Below are 16,359 nucleotides of genomic sequence, written 5' to 3'. Positions count from 1 at the left end.
GGCCCCGTCAGTGCCTGGCGTTCTCCGCGCGGCGCAGCCTCAGCGGACGCAGGGCCGCCTCCAGGGCGACCGCGCCGTCGAGCTTGCTCTGGCCGACCACCCGGTCCTCGAAGTGGATGGGGATCTCCATGATCTTCTGGCCGCGCCGGAAGGCCCGGTAGTGCATCTCGACCTGGAAGGCGTACCCGGTGCTCTCGATGCTGGCCAGGTCCAGGACCTCCAGCGCGGAGGCCCGCCAGACCTTGAACCCGGCGGTGACGTCCTGGACGGGGATGGACAGCACCCGCTTGACGTAGGTGTTGGCCCAGCCGCTGAGCAGGCGGCGGCGCAGGCCCCAGGCCTCGGAGAGGCTGCCGCCGGGCACGTAGCGGCTGCCGATCACCACCCCGGCGTTGGTGGAGTGCAGGGTGCCCAGGAGCTGGGGGACGTAGCCCACCGGGTGGCTGAGGTCGGCGTCCATCTGCACGACGTAGTCCGCGCCGTCCGCGAGCGCGCGGGTCATGCCCTCCACGTAGGCGCGGCCGAGGCCGTCCTTGCGGGTGCGGTGCACCACCGAGAGCCGTCCGCCGAGCTCCACCGCGAGCTTGTCCGCGACCTCCCCGGTTCCGTCCGGGGAGTTGTCGTCCACCACGACGACCCGCAGTCGGGGCAGGTCCAACGCCATGAGCTGCCTCACCAGGACGGGCAGGTTCCCGGCCTCGTCGTAGGTGGGCACGACCACGGTCAGGGCCGAACTCCGCCAGGGTTCGGGCAGCGCCACCGGTTCGGGGGTGATCCGCACCGGAGCGGTCGGTACGGGCTCCGGGTGCGACGGGTGGGTCGGCATGCTCGGCGGCTCCTGAGTGGGTGGACGTCGATACTGTCGGGGCGGGTGCGTCAAGGATCACGCATCGGGTGTTCACCACACAATAGGTGCGGGCGGTGGAGTACACGCCCCTTTCACCATCAAGCGGTCGGGCTCACTGGCCCCGCTCGTCGGCCACGACGGTGACGTGCACGAGGGCCCCGGTCTCCTCCAGTGTCATCAGCACCTCGGGGTCGGCGCTGCTGTCGGTGACCAGGTGGGCGATCTCCTCGGGGGCCACGGTGGTCACCATGGTGTCGGCGCCGACCTTGGTGTGGTCGGCCAGGACGATGGTCTCCTCCGCGCAGGCGGACAGGGCCCGGTCGACACTGGCCACGGCGGGGTTGGGGGTGCTCAGACCGCGGTCGGCGCTGACCCCGTTGCCGGACAGGAAGGCGCGGTTGACCCGCAGCCCGGCCAGCGACTCCTCGGCCGCCGCGCCGACCAGGGCCCGCATGGGCGCGTGCAGGGTGCCGCCGGTCATGACGACCTCGACCCCGGCGGCCACCGCGAGCACGTCCGCGACGCGGAGGGAGTTGGTGACCACGGTGAGGTCGCCGTGGCCCAGAAGCGCCCGGGCGAAGGCCTCGGCGGTGCTGCCGGGCCCGATGGTGATGGCGTCGCCGGGACGGACCAGGCGGGCGGCGACCGTGGCGATGGCGGCCTTCTCCGCGGCGCACTGGCCGCTCTTGCCGGTGTAGCTCTGTTCGTGTCCGATCCGGCCGGGCAGCGCGGCGCCGCCCCTGCGGCGGTCCAGCAGGCCCTCGGCCTCCATGGAGCGCACGTCACGCCGGACCGTGACCTCGGAGGCGCGCACCTTGGCGGCGATGTCGCGCAGGGACATGCTGCCGTTGGCCCGCACCAGTTCCAGGATGCGCTCCCGGCGCTCGGCGGCGAAGGCCGGTCGGCTCTCCTCGGTCATGGGTACGGTCCGCCCTTCCGTGCTGTCGGTGGCGCACGGTCGGGGAACCGCGCCTCCCTAGAGTACGGACCCGTCTCTGGTGGGCTGTGCCTCCTCCTCCGGCCTGTCGGACAGGAGGGTCACCAGGAAGAGCACGGTGAGGGCGACGAGGCCGACGAGGGCTCCGGCACCGAGCATCATGACGACAGACATCTGAGCCTCCAAGGGGGCGGGCTGACCTGCCACTTACCGGATGCCCCGTTTGGGTCGGCCTCACACCACCGATCGTCCGGAAGATCGGCGACAATGGGGGGCATGACCCTCAGCTCCGCGCCCCTCGACACCACGGTGTGGTGGGCCCACACCTCCGCCGCGAGCGAACGCCTGCTGCGACTGCTGGACCGCTCCGAACGCGAACGCCAGTCGCGGTTCCGCCTCCAGGCCGACCGTGACCGCCACCTGCTGGGCCGGGCCCTGTCCCGGCTCGTGCTGGCCGACAGGGCCGGTTGCGCTCCGGAGGAGGTGACCTTCGACCTGCACTGCCGCTCGTGCGAGGAGAAGTCGCGCACCGGCGCGGACGGGGGCCGGAGCGGCCCGGAGGGCCCGCACGGCAAGCCCGTTCCCTCGGGGACGGCGCGGGGGTGGGAGATCTCCGTCAGCCACTCCGGCGAGTGGGTGGCCCTGGCGCTGACCCGGGAGGTGCCGGTCGGCGTGGACGTGGAGCGCATCTCGGAGACCCGCGACCTGGCCGGGCTGGCCGGGTACACGCTGGCCGACGACGAGCAGCGGGCGTGGAACGCGCTGGCGGAGAAGGACCGGGCGGGGGCGTTCTTCGGTTACTGGGCGCGCAAGGAGGCGCTGCTCAAGGCGACCGGCCTGGGGCTGTCGGGCGGGTTGCGCAGGGTGGTGGTCAGTCGGCCGGACACGGGGGCGCGGTTGGTGTCCTGGGAGGGCGGCGGCGGCCCCGGGGCCGCCTGGCTGTCGGACCTGGACCGGGGCCCTGAATACCGGTCGGCGCTGGCCGTGCTGACCGATCGCGAGGTGGAGCTGACGGTGCACCCTGCCGAGCGCACCGCCGACCTCCTCCGGAGGTAGCCCCGGGGGTGCACCCCTGCCCGTGAGCGCCCACGGGTCCGGCGTCCGGACCCTGGGAGCACCCGTGACACGGCCCTGACCCGCCCCTCTCCTTCCCTCCAGGTGATCCGGTGCGACGGCTCGGCAAACCACTATGCATGAAGTACTTTAATCGAAGTACTTCAAACGCAGTGGTCAACAGGCCACGAGAGCACACCTGACGAGGAGACACACGCGCGACCCCGGCGACACCGTGCCGACCCTGGGACCGACCACACCCGGCGCACGGGGCGCCGCCGACGCGACGGCGACCGCCACCGGACCGCTGGTTCCCCCGAGCGCCTTCGGCGGGGACGCCGCCCCGAACCAGGGCCGTCGGCGGACCGGAACGGGCCCCGACCGCGCGGCCCGGCTCCGGGAGCAACCCCGCTCGGCGCGGGCCACGCAGCGGTACGTCCGCAGGCGGAGCTGATCACCCAGGAGCCGACACCCCACCCCCGGTACGACGTGATCCACGGAAGCGGGACCGACAGACTCCGGGGCGGCGCCGCGCGGACGCCGCCCCGGAGGGTTCACCCGGGTCCGCTCCGGGGGAGGGCGCGGCTACCCCTCCTTGGCGAGGTGCCGACTGATGACCAGGCGCTGCACCTGGTTGGTCCCCTCCACGATCTGGAGCACCTTGGCCTCGCGCATGTAGCGCTCGACCGGGAAGTCGCGGGTGTAGCCGTAGCCGCCGAAGACCTGGACGGCGTCGGTGGTGACCTTCATGGCGGTGTCGGTGGCCATCAGCTTGGCCATGGCGGCCCGTTGGCCGAACGGGCGCCCGGCGTCGCGCAGGCGGGCGGCGGACAGGTACAGCTCACGGGAGGCGGCTACCTGCGTGGCCATGTCGGCCAGCATGAAGCCGATCCCCTGGAAGTCACCGATGGCCCCGCCGAACTGGCGCCGCTCGCGGGAGTAGGCGACCGCGGCGTCCAGAGCGGCCTGGGCCAGGCCCACTGCGCACGCGGCGATGCCCAGGCGACCGGAGTCGAGGGCGGACAGGGCGATCCCGAAACCGCGGTCCTCCTCCCCCACCAGGGCCTCGGCCCCCAGCTCGACGTCGTCGAAGAGCACCCCCGCGGTCGGTGAGGAGCGCATGCCCATCTTGTGCTCGGGGGCGGCCGAGCCGAGACCGACGGTGTCCGCCGGGACGTGGAAGCAGCTGATCCCGCGCGCGCCGGAGTCCGGGGCCCCCGTGCGGGCGAAGAGCGCGTAGTAGTCGGCCCGTCCGCCGTGGGTGATCCACGCCTTCGCGCCGTTGACCCGGTAGCCGTCCGAGGTGCGCTCGGCGCGGGTGGCCAGGGCGGCGGCGTCGGAGCCGGAGGAGGTCTCGGACAGGCAGTAGGCGCCGAGGAGTTCCCCGCCGACCATGGCGGGCAGGTGCGCGGCCTTCTGCTCGTCGGTGCCGAAGGTGGCCAGCGGGTAGCAGGAGAGCGTGTGGACACTGACGCCGAGGCCGACCGCGAGCCAGCCGCGGGCGAGCTCCTCCACGACCTGGAGGTAGACCTCGTAGGGCTGTTCACCGCCGCCGTACTCCGCCGGGTACGGGAGTCCGAGCAGTCCCGTCCGGCCCAGGGTGGTGAAGACGTCGCGGGGGAAGACGGAGTTCTCCTCGTCCTCGGCCGCGCGCGGGGCGATCTCCTTGTCCACGAGTTCCCCGGTCAGCTCCAGGAGCTGTTCGGCCTCGGGTGTGTGCAGCGTGCGTTCGACCGCCATGAACTCTCCCACGGTTGGGCGCCCAGGTGCGCCTCGGACCGACCGGCTTCGCGGGGTTGACCACGAAGTAGTAGGCCATCCAACTATATGGTGACGCACGGCACCTTATCCCAACGAACCGCCCCGGAGGGGACCCGGGTCGGCCCGGACCGGTCGGCCTTGGACAGAAGGGGCGGAACGGGGCCGGAACACCGCACGGGATGTGCGACTCGTCCGTTCTGGCCGCGACGTCTGTACACGGAGCCCCCCGGCGGCCTAGATTCCACGCATGGACCTCGAACTCCGCCATCTGCGTACGATCTGCCTCCTGGCCGACACCGGCAGCGTCACGAAGGCGGCCGCCGCGCTGTCCACGTCGCAGCCCGCGCTGACGACCCAGTTGCAGCGGATCGAACGCGAGGTGGGCGGCCCCCTCTTCCACCGGGGGCGCGCGGGGGTACGGCCGACCGAGCTCGGTGAGTTCGTGCTGGTCCGGGCACGTGCGGTGCTGTTGTCGATGGACGACCTGCTGCACGACATCACGGCGCGCGGCGCCTCACCGAGCACGCTGCGCGTCGGCGGGGTCGGCCCCCTCACCGTGGAGCTGTCGGCACGGCTGCCGGAGGTGTTCCCCGACGTCCCGGTGCACGTGCGCACCGAGTACTCCCCCAAGCTGGTCACCGACCTGGTCCGCGCCGGGCGGCTGGACCTGGGGACCACCATCGACTACGTGGACCGCGACCTGCCGACCGACGGTCCGCTGGCCTGGGCGATGCTCGCGGTGGACCCCCTGCACGTGGCGCTGTGGGCGGAGCACCCGCTGGCCCGGGAGACCCACATCCGGTTGGAGGACCTGGCCGAGTGCCCGTGGGCGCTGACGCCCCCGGACGGCACGGGCTGGCCGGAGTGCTTCTACCTGGCCTGCCAGCGGGCGGGGTTCAGCCCCCAGGTGCCCTACCGGCTCTACGAGAGATCGGAGATCCGCGATCTCATCGCGGACCGCCGGGCGGTCGCCCCGTGCCAGGCGGACTTCGAGTCGGGCCGCGGCGTGGTGGTGCGGCAGTTGGAGGGCGCCCCCATACAGCTGCGGCACCTGCTGGTCTGGCGCCGCGACAGCCCGGTGGACCAGGCCTCGGACCGCATCGCCAGGCTCGCCCGCGAACTACTGGACCGGACGCCCGTGGACGGGGGCCGCGCGGCCGCGCGGCCCGTCCGCCCCTGACGGACGGGCCTCCGGACGTACTCAGGCTCCGGAGCGGTCCGGGGCCGGTCCGTTCCTCGCCCTTCCGGCGCGCGGCAGGTGCGTCAGCGCCCACGTTCCCATGGCGGCGCCCACCAGGATGAGCGCGGCGGTGGCGATCCACTCGTGGGAGCCGTCCGGGTGGTAGACCCGCGTGGTCGAGCCGATGTCCACGGCCGCCGACCGCGTGCCCGTCTCGCAGGCCAGGTCGCCGCCCGACATGAACACCCCGGCGAGCTCCACCGCGCCGTCGTCCGACCGGTAGTCGCCGTAGCAGGTGCAGGACTGGTGCCCCAGGTGGCTGACGCACTCCACGGCGGTGGCCGTGAAGCGGCCGGGGTCCCCGTCCGCACGGGCCGCCCGGACGGCGCGGTCGACGTTGGCCGCTCCGAGGTACACCACGAACACCGCCAGGGCGAGCACCACCAGGGGGAAGGCACGTCCCCCGGCGCCTCCGTGCCGGGAACCGCTCACCGCAGTGACCCTTCCGGGTCGTCCGCACCCGAGTCCCGGGCGCAGGAGCACACCATGCGGGCCCGTTCGGCGGGGCTGGGCCGCGTGTGCAGGTACATGGCGACGACCATCGGGGCGAAGACCACGGCGTTGTAGAACAGGTGCAGTTCCAGGCGCGGCGCCACGAGCTGGAGGAGGCTCGTGGGGGCCTCCCTGCCCGCGATGTTGGCCCCGGCCAGGGCCTGGACGAGGAGCAGGAGGTGTTCGAAGTGGTGCCACACCTGGATGCCGAGCGAGATCCCCCACCAGGTCCGGGAACGTCCGGTGAAGCCGGGCAGCAGCAGGATCAGGCCCACCAGCATCACCAGGGCGTAGCCGTAGTGCATCCACTCGGAGGTGACCAGCCAGGGGAAGGGGATGCCCAGCACCCCCCGCGCCTCCTCCAGGGGCCAGTCCAGGACGTACACCTGGACGGCCTGGACCAGGTGCTCGGCCCAGTGGGCGACGACGACCACCATGAACAGCCACAGGCAGGTCCGGTGTCGCTCCGTGTTCACGCTGTCGAGTCCTCTGCGGTAGCCCCTGGCCACACGCTCCTGAACGGTCATCGGTCACTCCTGGGCTCGGTCGGGCTGACGGGGGCGGCGCGGGTGACGAGGGGTGCGGCCAGCAGGACGACGCCGCGCAGCGCGCACACGATCACCAGGGCGAAGAAGAGGCCGAAGACGACGTGCCAGGTCACCAGCAGCCCGTAGACTGCGGCCACGGTCACCCCGAAGACGACCTGGTTGCGGGGCCTGTGCGGTGTCGTTCCGGGGTCCGTGATCATGTAGTTGGTGAACAGGATGAAGGCCAGTCCGGTCATCGGGAGCAGGGCCGCGACCAGGGCGTGGTCGAGGACCAGCCAGCGCACCACGGCCTGCGCCGCGAACCCGCCGACCCAGCCCAGGATGAGGGGCCACCGTCCGCTCAGGCGGACGTTGAGCATCGTCCCGGCCATGAGGACGCCCAACGGCAGCAGCCAGTCGAGGGTCCCGGTGATGTTGTTGGTGAAGTGGTACGGCGGGGCGATCCCGACCCAGGGGAAGAGCACCAGCGTGACCGCGATACCGAAGTTGGACGGGTTGAGGAAGTGGCGCCTGCGGCCCTTCACGGGGATGCGGATGAGGTGCTTGCCGACCACCGCGACGGTGATCGCGAACAGGTAGGGCCACAGGGACTCGTTGCCCCACAGCAGGATCGCGCAGGCCAGTCCGGCGATGTGGGTGGGCAGCAGGTAGGTGATCAGCGCGCCGATCCCGCCCGCGTAGCCGGGGGCGCGGCCCTCGGAGCGTGCGCCCAGGGTCTCCATGACCAGGTCGACCGCGTAGCCCATGAGAACGGCCGCGATCGGGGTGATCGGGGACTGCTCGAACCCCAGGAGCAGGTGGCCCAGGACCGTGAAGACGGTGATGCTGGTGGCGAACATGCGCAACGCCATGACCCGCTTGTCGGGCCCGGGGCGGCGACCCGTCCCGGGGCCCGTCGTCGGCGGTCCCGGAGGCGTGCCGGGCTCGGGGCTCCGTTCCCGCGGCGCGGAGGGGCCGCCGGACGCCGGGTCGGGAGCGGCGGTGGGGGCGGGCTCACCCGGTCGTGTCGCGGTCATGGGGCGGTCACCGTTCCGTCGTCGTCGAGGTGCAGTGTGTGGGACCCGGCTTCCAGGTCCGCGTCGGCGGTGCGCACCTCACCGCCGGTGCCCCGCCAGGAGACGCTGACGGGCAGGGTTCCGGCCTCGGGCGCGGCCAGGTGCAGGATGTCGGAGGACACCCCCGTGTGGCCGTTGGCGGGGAAGAGCTGACGCGTCTGGTCGGGCGCGCCGCCCTCGCGGACGGTCACCTTCGCGCCCAGCGCGGGACGCCACTCGCCCTCGGCCGCGCTCGCGGGTACGAGCAGGCGCAGGTTGATGCCGGGCGGGGCCTCGGGGGCGTCGTTGATCAGGACCCGGGAGTCCTCCCACTGGTTGGCGACCAGAGCGTCCAGGAGGCCGTCGCCGTTGACGTCCCCGAACGCGAAGGCCCGGGAGACGTCGGGGGTGTCCAGTCCGAGCTGGGCGGCGGCGTCCCCGTACCGGCCCCCTTCGTCACGGACCCAGAACGGGTTGTGCTCGTGGCCGGAGAGGTCGTCGCCAGGCTGGAAGTTGGGCCAGGCCCACGGGTGGCGGAGCAGTTCGTCGTTGGCCAGGGCCAGTTCCTGGAGCTGCGGCCACCGGTCGGTGTCCCCCTTGAGGAAACCGGTGGCCTGGAAGAGCTCGTCGGTTCCGTCGTTGTCGAAGTCCCCGGCCCTGACGTCCCAGGACCATCCGCTGCGCGAGAGCCCGAGTGCCTCGCTCTCCTGGCGGTAGGGGACCCGGCCCTCCAGCAGGTCGGCGCCCTCACCGGTCGGGACGAACGCGAAGTTGCTCTCGTGGAGGGCGTACTCGCTGGTGATGTTGCTGACCACCATCGTCGGCAGGTCGGCGCCCTCGTCGTAGGTGAAGGTGACGCCCATGCCCTTGAAGGAGCCGTTGCCCATGACGCTGGACTTCGGGGTGACCATGTCGCGTTCGCCCCGGACGAGCTCCAGCGACAGCTCACCCGGTTCGGACCGGTTGACCAGCAGGTGGTCGTTGCCGAAGTCGTTGGCCATGTAGACGTCGGGGAGCGAGTTGCCGCTGAGGTCCTGGAACCCGAAGGCCAGCGTCCACCCGGTGGTCGCCTCCTCGGGCAGCGCCGTGCTGGCGTCGGTCAGGGCGGGCGGGGTGTCGGGCTCCCCGGTGGGCTGGGTCAGCAGCACGCGGTTGCGCCCGGCGTTGGCGGCCAGACCCATGCTGTCCTGCATCTCCATGCGGGTCTCGTCGTCGGCGTCGGGGTCCAGCACGCGCGCGCCGTCGGGGAAGTAGTTGCCGACGATGACGTCCAGGCTGCCGGAACCGTCGAGGTCGGCGACGTTGAGGGCGGTGGTGTTCCACACCTGCATGGGCTCGACCAGTTCGTGGGACTCGAAGTCGTCCGCCGCGGGCGGGCCCTGGCCGTCACCGGTGTTGAGGAAGAGTACCGGGGAGCGCCCCCAGTAGTAGACGACCAGGTCGGTGTCGCCGTCCTCGTCGAGGTCCGCGGGGACGCAGCCCATGGGGGCCATCGTGTCGTCGTAGGGCAGGTCGGGCACCAGCTCCACCACCGGGTACTCGTCGGCGCCGCTGCCGGGCACCGACCGCAGCGTGACGCTGTCGTCGCGGGGGTCGACCAGACAGGCGTCGGCGGGCCGCCCGAGGCCGCGCAGGTCGGTCAGGGCCACCGCCGCTCCCACTGCGGAGATCCAGCCCCGGAAGTGCTCCAGGTCCGGGGCGACGTCGCGTTCGTACCGGGCGTTCTCGGGTGCGGAGTTCAGGTCGAGCGTCGTGAAGGAGAAGGGGGCGGCCAGCGCGGCGGCCTCCGCCTCGTCGTGGGTCGGGCGCACGGTCATGACGGCCAGCCCGACGACGAGCACGACGGCGAAGGCGACCCTGGCCAGGAGGAACATCAACCGCATCGGGTTCTCCTTCGGGGGTTGGGGACGACCTCGGTGGTCGGTGGGACTTCGCCCATCGTGTGTCGCGCGGGAGGTCGCGTCCTCTTCCGGATTGCTGTTCCGGGCAGTCCCGCACGGCGGAAGAAGAACGGGCCGCCGGAGCGGAGGTGAGCAACCCAGGAGAAGGGGTCGCGTTCTAGGCTGGACGATCGGTGTACACGGAGAGTGATCGGGAGGCCGCCGGTGGCGGAGACGACGGAGGACCACCGGGGCGGCGGCCCCGATCTGCTCCGGGTGCGCGGCGCGAGGGTGCACAACCTGCGCGGACTCGACGTGGACTTCCCCCATCGGGCGCTGGTGGCGGTGACGGGGGTGTCGGGTTCGGGCAAGAGCTCGCTGGCCTACGGGACCGTCTACGCGGAGGCGCAGCGACGCCACCTGCAACCGCTGTCCGCGTTCACGCGGCAGCTGGTGGGCGGTTCGCTCCGGCCCGAGGTGGACTCGGTGACGGGGGTGTGCGCGGCGGTGTCCGTGGCCCAGGCGCGGGGGGCGACCAACCCGCGCTCCACCGTCGGCACCGCGACGGACGTGCACGACTACCTGAGGTCACTGTTCGCGGCGACGGGCCGGTCCGACGGGTCGGCCGGTCCCGCCGAGATGACGGCCCGGGCGTTCTCCTTCAACTCCTCCGCGCACGCCTGCCCGGAGTGCGACGGGATGGGGACCGTGCCGCGCGGCGATCCGGGCCTGGTGGTGCACGACCCCGCCCGGTCGTTGGCCGAGGGGGTCCTGCGTCCCTGGCAGGACTCCCGGACCACGCTGGAGCACGAGCTGTCGCTGCGGTTCGCGGAGTCCCTGGGAGCCGATCCGTCCACCCCGTGGGGGCGGCTGGACCCGGACGTGCGGCACCGGCTGATGCACGAGGAGGGCGCGCCGCTGCGCGCCGAGCTGACCATTCGGGGCACGCCGACCGTGCGCGAGACCCGGTTCCTGGGGGTGGTGCCCTGGCTGTCGGCCTCGCTGCGCGACGCGTCCGGACAGGCGGCCCGGGACCGGGCGACCACGTTCATGTCCGACCTGGCCTGCGCGGCGTGCGGAGGCGGACGTCTGTCCCCCGCCCAGCTGTCGGTGCGCGTGGCCGGGCACACCATCGCGGACGTGTGCCGGATGGAGATCGCGGACGCGCTGGCGTACGTGGACTCGCTCGCCCGGGACCCGGCGGTGCCCGCCGAGGCGGCCCAGGGCGTGGCCGAGCTCCGTACCCGGGTGGACCACCTGGTGCGGGTGGGGCTGGGCTACCTGACGCTGGACCGCCCCGTCCCGACCCTGTCCGGCGGGGAGGCGCAGCGGGTCCGGCTCGCCACCCACCTGGGGATGGAGATGTTCGGGCTGATGTACGTGTTCGACGAACCCTCCGCCGGGCTGCACCCGCGCGACACCCGCCTGCTGTTGGACTCGCTGCGCCGGTTGCGGGACCAGGGGAACACGGTGCTGGTGGTCGAACACGACCTGGAGATCGTGGCCGCCGCCGACTGGGTGGTGGAGGTCGGCCCCGGCCCCGGGGCCGACGGCGGGCGCCTGGTGTACTCCGGCCCGGTGTCCGGTATCGGGACCGCTCCGGAGTCGGTGACCGCCCCGTTCCTGGCCCCGCGTCCGGCGGGGGCCTCCGTGCCCTGGCGCACGGCCGAGGATCCCGACTGGGGTTTCGCGGAGTTCACCGGGGCCGAGGCCCACAACCTGCGTTCGGTGTCGGTCCGCTTCCCCATGAACGCGCTCACCGCCGTGACCGGGGTGTCCGGGGCGGGCAAGAGCTCGCTGCTCACCCACGTGGTGGAGCCCGCGGTGGCCGCCGCCGCGGGCGAGACCACCCGCCCGGCGCCCCGGTGCGCCGAGGTCGCCGGTCTGGGCGACGTGCGCAGGCTGGTGACCGTGGACCAGTCGCCCATCGGGCGCTCGCCCCGGTCCAACGTCGCCACCTACGTGGGCGTGCTGGACCGGCTGCGGAGGATGTTCGCCGCCTCCCCCGGCGCACGCGAGGAGGGGCTGGGCGCGGGCGCGTTCTCCGCCAACAACCCCGGGGGCCGCTGCCCGGCCTGCGAGGGGGCGGGCGTGGTGCAGGTGGAGATGTTCTTCCTCCCCGACGTCCAGCTGGCCTGCGAGGTCTGCGGCGGTCGGCGGTTCGCCCCGGCCACCCTGCGGGCGACGGTGCGCGGGTACTCGATCGCGGACGTCATGGAGATGACGGTGGCGCGGGCGGTCGAGGTGTTCTCGGACGTGAAGGGTGTCGCGGGGCCGTTGCGTTCACTGGTCGACGTGGGTCTGGGCTACGTGCTGCTGGGGCAGTCCGCCACCACCTTCTCCGGGGGTGAGGCGCAGCGGGTGAAGCTGGCGAAGGAGTTCGCCGGCGGGACCGCGCCGGGGACCGTCTACCTGTTGGACGAACCGACCAACGGGCTGCACGCGGCGGACGTCGCCCGGCTGGTGTCGGTGCTTCGGGCCCTGGTGGAGGGGGGCGGGACGGTCGTGACCGTCACCCACGACGTCTCGGTGATGGCGGCCTCCGACTGGATCGTGGAGCTCGGTGACGGGGGCGGCGCGAGCGGCGGGAAGCTGCTCGCGCAGGACGTGCCGGGGGTGGTGGCCCGTCAGCGCACCCACACGGGTCTCGTGCTGGCCCGCCGCTGACCCCGGCGGCCGGGATCGCCCCGCGCCCCCTCACCGGGCGTGCCGCCGTCCTCCCCGTCGCACGACGCGTGGGGAGGACGGCGGCGCGCGGTCCGGTCAGACCGGCGAGTGGCGCATCGACCGGACCCCGACCAGGAGGCCGAGTCCGGCCACCACGAGGGCCGCCAGGGCGCCCCAGCCGACGTCGGCGGTCAGGATCTCGCCGGAGAACAGGGCGCGCTCGGCGGTGACCACGTAGGTCAGGGGGTTGAACGCGGCGACGGTCTCCAGCCACCCGGGGCCGATGTCGGTCGGCAGCAGGATGCCGGACAGGATGAGGACCGGGAAGAGCAGGGTCTGCTGGATGCCCCAGAAGGCCCAGTCCTGCCTGCGGACGGCGATCGCCAGGGCGTAGGAGAGAGCGCCGAGGCCGATGCCGAGCACCCCCAGGAGGAGCACGCCCAGGACGGTGCCGAGCAGGTGGGGCGAGAAGCCGAAGGGCGTGGCGACCAGGACGATCACCAGGGCCTGGAGCACGAGTGGCGCGAACTCCTTGAGCGCGCGGCCGACCAGCATGGAGCCGCGGGACATCGGGGTGACCATGAGGCGTTCGTGCGCGCCGGTCTGGATCTCGGTGAGCAGGTTGGACCCCATGGTGGAGGTGCCGACCAGGCTGATCATCACCATGATCCCGGGGACGAACCACTGGAGGGCGCTCTGCCCTCCGAAGACGCTCTCGTCCACCGCGCCGCCGAGCAGGGGGCCGAACAGCCCCAGGAACACCAGGGGTTGGATGAGGCTGACCACGAGGAAGAGGGGTCCGCGCAGGATCGGCCGGAGCTCGCGGCTCGTGACGGTCGCGATGTCGGTCAGTAGTTTGGGCATGGGTCGGTCCTTAATCTCCGAGGGCGACGGGGGCAGGGCGTGTGTCCGTCGAACACGCCCTGGGGCGGCGGTTCAGGCGCCGTCCTCGGACCGGTACCGCTGGTCGCCCTCCCGGAGGGAACGCCCGGTCAGTTCGAGGAACACGTCGTTGAGGGTCGGCTCCGCGAACGAGAGCCGGCGGGCCCGGATCCCGGCCTGGTCCAGGTTGCGCAGCAGGACCGGCACCGAGGTGTCGCCGCTGTCCGCGCGCAGCCGCACGTGCTGGCCGTCCGCGCGTACGTCCTTCGCGTCGGGAAGCTCCTCCGCGATCTTGGCCGCGCGCCGGGCCTCGTCGGGGCCGTCGAGCTCCACGGCGATCCGGTGGCCCACGCGGTCGCGTTTGAGCTGGGCGGAGCTGTCGTCCGCGATGACGCTGCCGTGATCGATGATCAGGACGCGTTCGGCGTGGCTGTCGGCCTCCTCCAGGTAGTGGGTGGTGAGCAGGATGGTGGTGTTGAAGGCCGAGCGCAGCCGGGCGACGTGCTCCCAGAGGTTGGCCCGGTGGTGCGGGTCCAGTCCGGTGGTGGGCTCGTCCAGGAACAGCAGCGGAGGCCGCGGGACGAGGCCGAGCGCGAGGTCGACGCGTCGGCGCTGGCCGCCGGACAGGGAGCGCACGGGGCGTTTGAGGAAGGGGCCGAGGTCGAGCATGTCGACCAGCTCCTCCGCGCGGCGGCGGATCTCGGCCCGGGGCAGGCCGTAGGCGCGGCCCTGCGCGTGGAGTTCGTCGTCCACGCGCTGTTCGTGGGCGGCACCGTTGCCCTGACCGACGAAGCCGATCCTGCGGCGTACGCCAGTGGGGTCGTCGACCACGCTCACACCGTCGATGGTGGCGGTGCCCGAGGTCGGCGGGACGAGGCCGGTCAGGACGCGCAGCGCCGTGGACTTGCCCGCGCCGTTGGGCCCCAGCAGTGCGACCATCTCCCCCTCCTCCACGGAGAAGGTGACGTCCCTGAGGGCGTCGACGTCCTTGTCCCGGCCGACGCGGAAGCTGCGGCTCAGTTTGCTGACACGAATCATGGTGCTCCTGGGTCGGGCGCACGGCACGGGTCCGCCGTGCGTGGGGTCGTCGGTCAGGCCCGCTTGATGCGGTTGGCCGACCAGCCGTCACTCAGGGAGACCCCGTAGACGGCCTTCCAGCCCGCGTTGACGGCCTCCTCCATGACGATGGTGCGGTTGAGCTCCCTCTTGCCGCCGCCCTTGGGGTAGGACAGCCAGACCACGGTGGTGTCCGGGACCCCGGGCAGGTGCTCGGTGAGGTTCTTGCGCAGTTCCTCCAGAGTTTCGGAGAACAGGTGCAGCAGGTCGGGCGCGGCACCCGGCTCCTCGGTGACCGCGGCCCCGGCGGGGAGTTCTCCGAGAAGGTCGGCGTAGTCGTCCGGCGCACCGTGCGCGACGACCAGGAACCCGGACCTGACACCCAGTTTCGCCGCTCCGCTTTTCTCTGCCATGAATTCCTCCTGGTGAATGCCCTGAACCCCTTTCGTTGCAGTCCGTGAAAGGAGCTGGCAGGGGTGGTCGGATTCTCACAGTACCGCTCTGGAACCCGCACGCACCGTGTTCGACTTCTCCTGGATTGCGCTCCTTGGAGGGGCCCTTCCGGTGCGACTTCGACCAGCTGTTATTCACTTCCCCGGCAGCCAGCAAGCCGCGAGAAGGAATGGAACTCGACCCGGTCGTAATGTCGAGAGGAATCCCATCCTGTCCCGAGTCGGACAGGGAAAGGAGAACCATGAGCGAGTCGACCAGACCGGAAGTGGTCAACGGCATCCGACGGTGGGTGCAGGAGGTCTTCAACGAGCACCGTGTGGACCAGGTCCAGACGTTGAAGGTGGCCGATTACGTCGACTGGAATCCCTATCCGGGCCAGGACGTCGCACTCCACGGATTCAAGAACGTCCTGGAGGAGTTCCTGGCGTCGTTCCCGGACTTCCGTTACGACGTGGACGAGGAACTGTTCGAGGGCGACAGCGTGGTGTGCGTCGGCAAGTGGTACGGCACCATGCGCAACGACTTCATGGGGCTGCCCGCCTCGGGTGAACGGATCACCGCGCGCCGAACGGACGCGGTGCGGTTCCACGGCGACAAGATGACCGAGCGCTGGGGGGTCGGCAACGAGCTGCGGATGCTGCGCTTCCTCGGGGTGGCCCGCACCGACGCGGAGGTGGAGGAGGCCGCGTCGTTCGAGGACGCGGTCCGGCTGTACCTGGACCGGGTCCTGGGCGGTTTCGACCTGGCCGCGCTGGACGCCCTCGTGGACGTGGACGCGGTGTCGGACGCGGCCGGGTCCCTGGTGCACCTGTGCGTGGTGGGCGCCCTGGACGACCTCGCGCTGACGGTGCACGAGACCGTCGTCGAGGAGGGTTCCGCCCGGGTCCGCGCCACGGTCACGGGCCGGTTCGCGCGCCCGCTGTGGCGGGCCGAGCCCACGGGTGACGAGGTCTCCTTCCCCCTCACGCTCGCGCTGTCGGGTGAGGGCGCGTGGATCACCTCGGTGTCCATGGACTACGACCTGGCCGAGATGGCGCGCGTCCTGGGTGTTCCGGCCGAGGCCTCCGAGGCGGAGGTGACGACGCCCACCGGGACGGCCGGAGACGGCAAGTTCGTCCTGCGGGCCTTCGTCCAGGAGGTCCTCAACGGTCGGGACGTGTCGGCGGTCGGCCGACTGGTCGCGCCGGGCGCGACCGACCTCCACCAGGAGACCGTGACGATGGCGGCGTTCCTGTACGCCTTCCCCGACTACAGGTTCAACATCGAACGCGTGATCACCGACGGTTCGCGGGTGTCGCTGCTGGCGGCCTTCGCGGGGACGCACCGGCGTCCGCTGTTGGGGCACGAGGCCACCGGGACGGGTGCGATCACCCGTTCCATCGACGTGTTCACCGTGAAGGAGGGGCGCCTGTCGGAGATCATCTACGGCTTCGACATCTACTCCCTGCTGACCCGGCTGGACATCTTCCCCGACGAGGGCCGCTACCCGGGCACCGCCGCGAACTGACC

At 72.1% G+C, this 16,359-nt stretch carries 16 protein-coding genes; 5 read left to right on the top strand and 11 right to left on the bottom strand.

Annotation, left to right across the window (positions count from 1 at the left end; genetic code table 11):
- Positions 1-7: 7 nt before the first annotated feature.
- The 3 genes from AC0VYL_RS11230 to AC0VYL_RS11220 form a co-directional block, all read right to left on the bottom strand.
- Positions 8-826 (bottom strand): polyprenol monophosphomannose synthase, encoded by an 819-nt coding sequence (locus AC0VYL_RS11230; RefSeq protein WP_475462577.1) that lies wholly within the window; start codon positions 824-826, stop codon positions 8-10.
- Positions 827-959: 133 nt separating this feature from the next.
- Positions 960-1,766, bottom strand: a complete 807-nt coding sequence (locus AC0VYL_RS11225) for a DeoR/GlpR family DNA-binding transcription regulator (RefSeq protein ID WP_475462576.1) — start codon at positions 1,764-1,766, stop codon at positions 960-962.
- 57 nt (positions 1,767-1,823) lie between these two features.
- The gene (locus AC0VYL_RS11220) at positions 1,824-1,958 is read right to left on the bottom strand and encodes a hypothetical protein (protein ID WP_431872379.1); all 135 of its coding nucleotides are present in this window, start codon (positions 1,956-1,958) and stop codon (positions 1,824-1,826) included.
- A gap of 102 nt (positions 1,959-2,060) precedes the next feature.
- Here AC0VYL_RS11220 and AC0VYL_RS11215 point away from each other — a divergent pair, with 102 nt between their 5' ends.
- Together AC0VYL_RS11215 and AC0VYL_RS11210 are read left to right on the top strand one after the other, a co-directional pair.
- Positions 2,061-2,840 (top strand): 4'-phosphopantetheinyl transferase family protein, encoded by a 780-nt coding sequence (locus tag AC0VYL_RS11215; protein WP_475462575.1) that lies wholly within the window; start codon positions 2,061-2,063, stop codon positions 2,838-2,840.
- 232 nt (positions 2,841-3,072) lie between these two features.
- Positions 3,073-3,291 carry a hypothetical protein gene (locus tag AC0VYL_RS11210; RefSeq protein ID WP_475483076.1) on the top strand — a complete coding sequence of 73 codons (219 nt, stop codon included), beginning with the start codon at positions 3,073-3,075 and terminating at the stop codon, positions 3,289-3,291.
- 131 nt (positions 3,292-3,422) lie between these two features.
- Here AC0VYL_RS11210 and AC0VYL_RS11205 read toward each other — a convergent pair whose 3' ends face one another.
- Complete coding sequence (locus tag AC0VYL_RS11205) at positions 3,423-4,577, bottom strand: acyl-CoA dehydrogenase family protein (protein ID WP_475462574.1); 1,155 nt, start codon at positions 4,575-4,577, stop codon at positions 3,423-3,425.
- A 268-nt stretch (positions 4,578-4,845) separates the two neighbouring features.
- On the opposite strand from AC0VYL_RS11205, the gene AC0VYL_RS11200 reads away from it, so the two are divergent.
- Positions 4,846-5,778 carry a LysR family transcriptional regulator gene (locus AC0VYL_RS11200; RefSeq protein ID WP_475483075.1) on the top strand — a complete coding sequence of 311 codons (933 nt, stop codon included), beginning with the start codon at positions 4,846-4,848 and terminating at the stop codon, positions 5,776-5,778.
- A gap of 21 nt (positions 5,779-5,799) precedes the next feature.
- On the opposite strand, the gene AC0VYL_RS11195 is transcribed toward AC0VYL_RS11200, so the two are convergent.
- Genes AC0VYL_RS11195 through AC0VYL_RS11180 form a run of 4 tightly spaced genes read right to left on the bottom strand, consistent with a single transcriptional unit; the run spans position 5,800 to position 9,795 of the window.
- Complete coding sequence (locus AC0VYL_RS11195; RefSeq protein ID WP_475483074.1) at positions 5,800-6,270, bottom strand: hypothetical protein; 471 nt, start codon at positions 6,268-6,270, stop codon at positions 5,800-5,802.
- On the bottom strand, positions 6,267-6,857 hold the full coding sequence (locus tag AC0VYL_RS11190) for a hypothetical protein (protein WP_475462571.1): 591 nt from the start codon (positions 6,855-6,857) through the stop codon (positions 6,267-6,269). The genes AC0VYL_RS11195 and AC0VYL_RS11190 overlap by 4 nt, the downstream gene beginning before the upstream one ends.
- Positions 6,854-7,894, bottom strand: a complete 1,041-nt coding sequence (locus AC0VYL_RS11185; RefSeq protein ID WP_475483073.1) for an enediyne biosynthesis protein UnbU — start codon at positions 7,892-7,894, stop codon at positions 6,854-6,856. The genes AC0VYL_RS11190 and AC0VYL_RS11185 overlap by 4 nt, the downstream gene beginning before the upstream one ends.
- Positions 7,891-9,795 (bottom strand): FG-GAP repeat domain-containing protein, encoded by a 1,905-nt coding sequence (locus AC0VYL_RS11180; RefSeq protein WP_475483072.1) that lies wholly within the window; start codon positions 9,793-9,795, stop codon positions 7,891-7,893. Before AC0VYL_RS11180 ends, AC0VYL_RS11185 begins: the two co-directional genes overlap by 4 nt.
- A 222-nt stretch (positions 9,796-10,017) precedes the next feature.
- Between AC0VYL_RS11180 and AC0VYL_RS11175 the strand changes: the two genes are divergently transcribed.
- Positions 10,018-12,459, top strand: a complete 2,442-nt coding sequence (locus tag AC0VYL_RS11175) for an excinuclease ABC subunit UvrA (protein ID WP_475483071.1) — start codon at positions 10,018-10,020, stop codon at positions 12,457-12,459.
- A 96-nt stretch (positions 12,460-12,555) separates the two neighbouring features.
- Here the strand turns inward: AC0VYL_RS11175 and AC0VYL_RS11170 are convergent, their stop codons facing one another.
- The 3 genes from AC0VYL_RS11170 to AC0VYL_RS11160 form a co-directional block, all read right to left on the bottom strand.
- Positions 12,556-13,323, bottom strand: coding sequence for an ABC transporter permease (locus tag AC0VYL_RS11170; protein WP_475462567.1), 768 nt, complete (start codon positions 13,321-13,323; stop codon positions 12,556-12,558).
- Between the two features lie 72 nt (positions 13,324-13,395).
- Complete coding sequence (locus AC0VYL_RS11165) at positions 13,396-14,379, bottom strand: ATP-binding cassette domain-containing protein (protein WP_475462566.1); 984 nt, start codon at positions 14,377-14,379, stop codon at positions 13,396-13,398.
- 53 nt (positions 14,380-14,432) lie between these two features.
- Complete coding sequence (locus AC0VYL_RS11160) at positions 14,433-14,810, bottom strand: DUF3052 family protein (RefSeq protein ID WP_475462565.1); 378 nt, start codon at positions 14,808-14,810, stop codon at positions 14,433-14,435.
- Positions 14,811-15,091: 281 nt separating this feature from the next.
- Between AC0VYL_RS11160 and AC0VYL_RS11155 the strand changes: the two genes are divergently transcribed.
- The gene (locus AC0VYL_RS11155; RefSeq protein ID WP_475483070.1) at positions 15,092-16,357 is read left to right on the top strand and encodes an ester cyclase; all 1,266 of its coding nucleotides are present in this window, start codon (positions 15,092-15,094) and stop codon (positions 16,355-16,357) included.
- The last annotated feature ends 2 nt before the right edge of the window (positions 16,358-16,359 follow it).

The organism is Nocardiopsis sp. iso_238, assembly GCF_056173325.1.
This window is presented reverse-complemented; position numbering and strand designations above follow the sequence as displayed.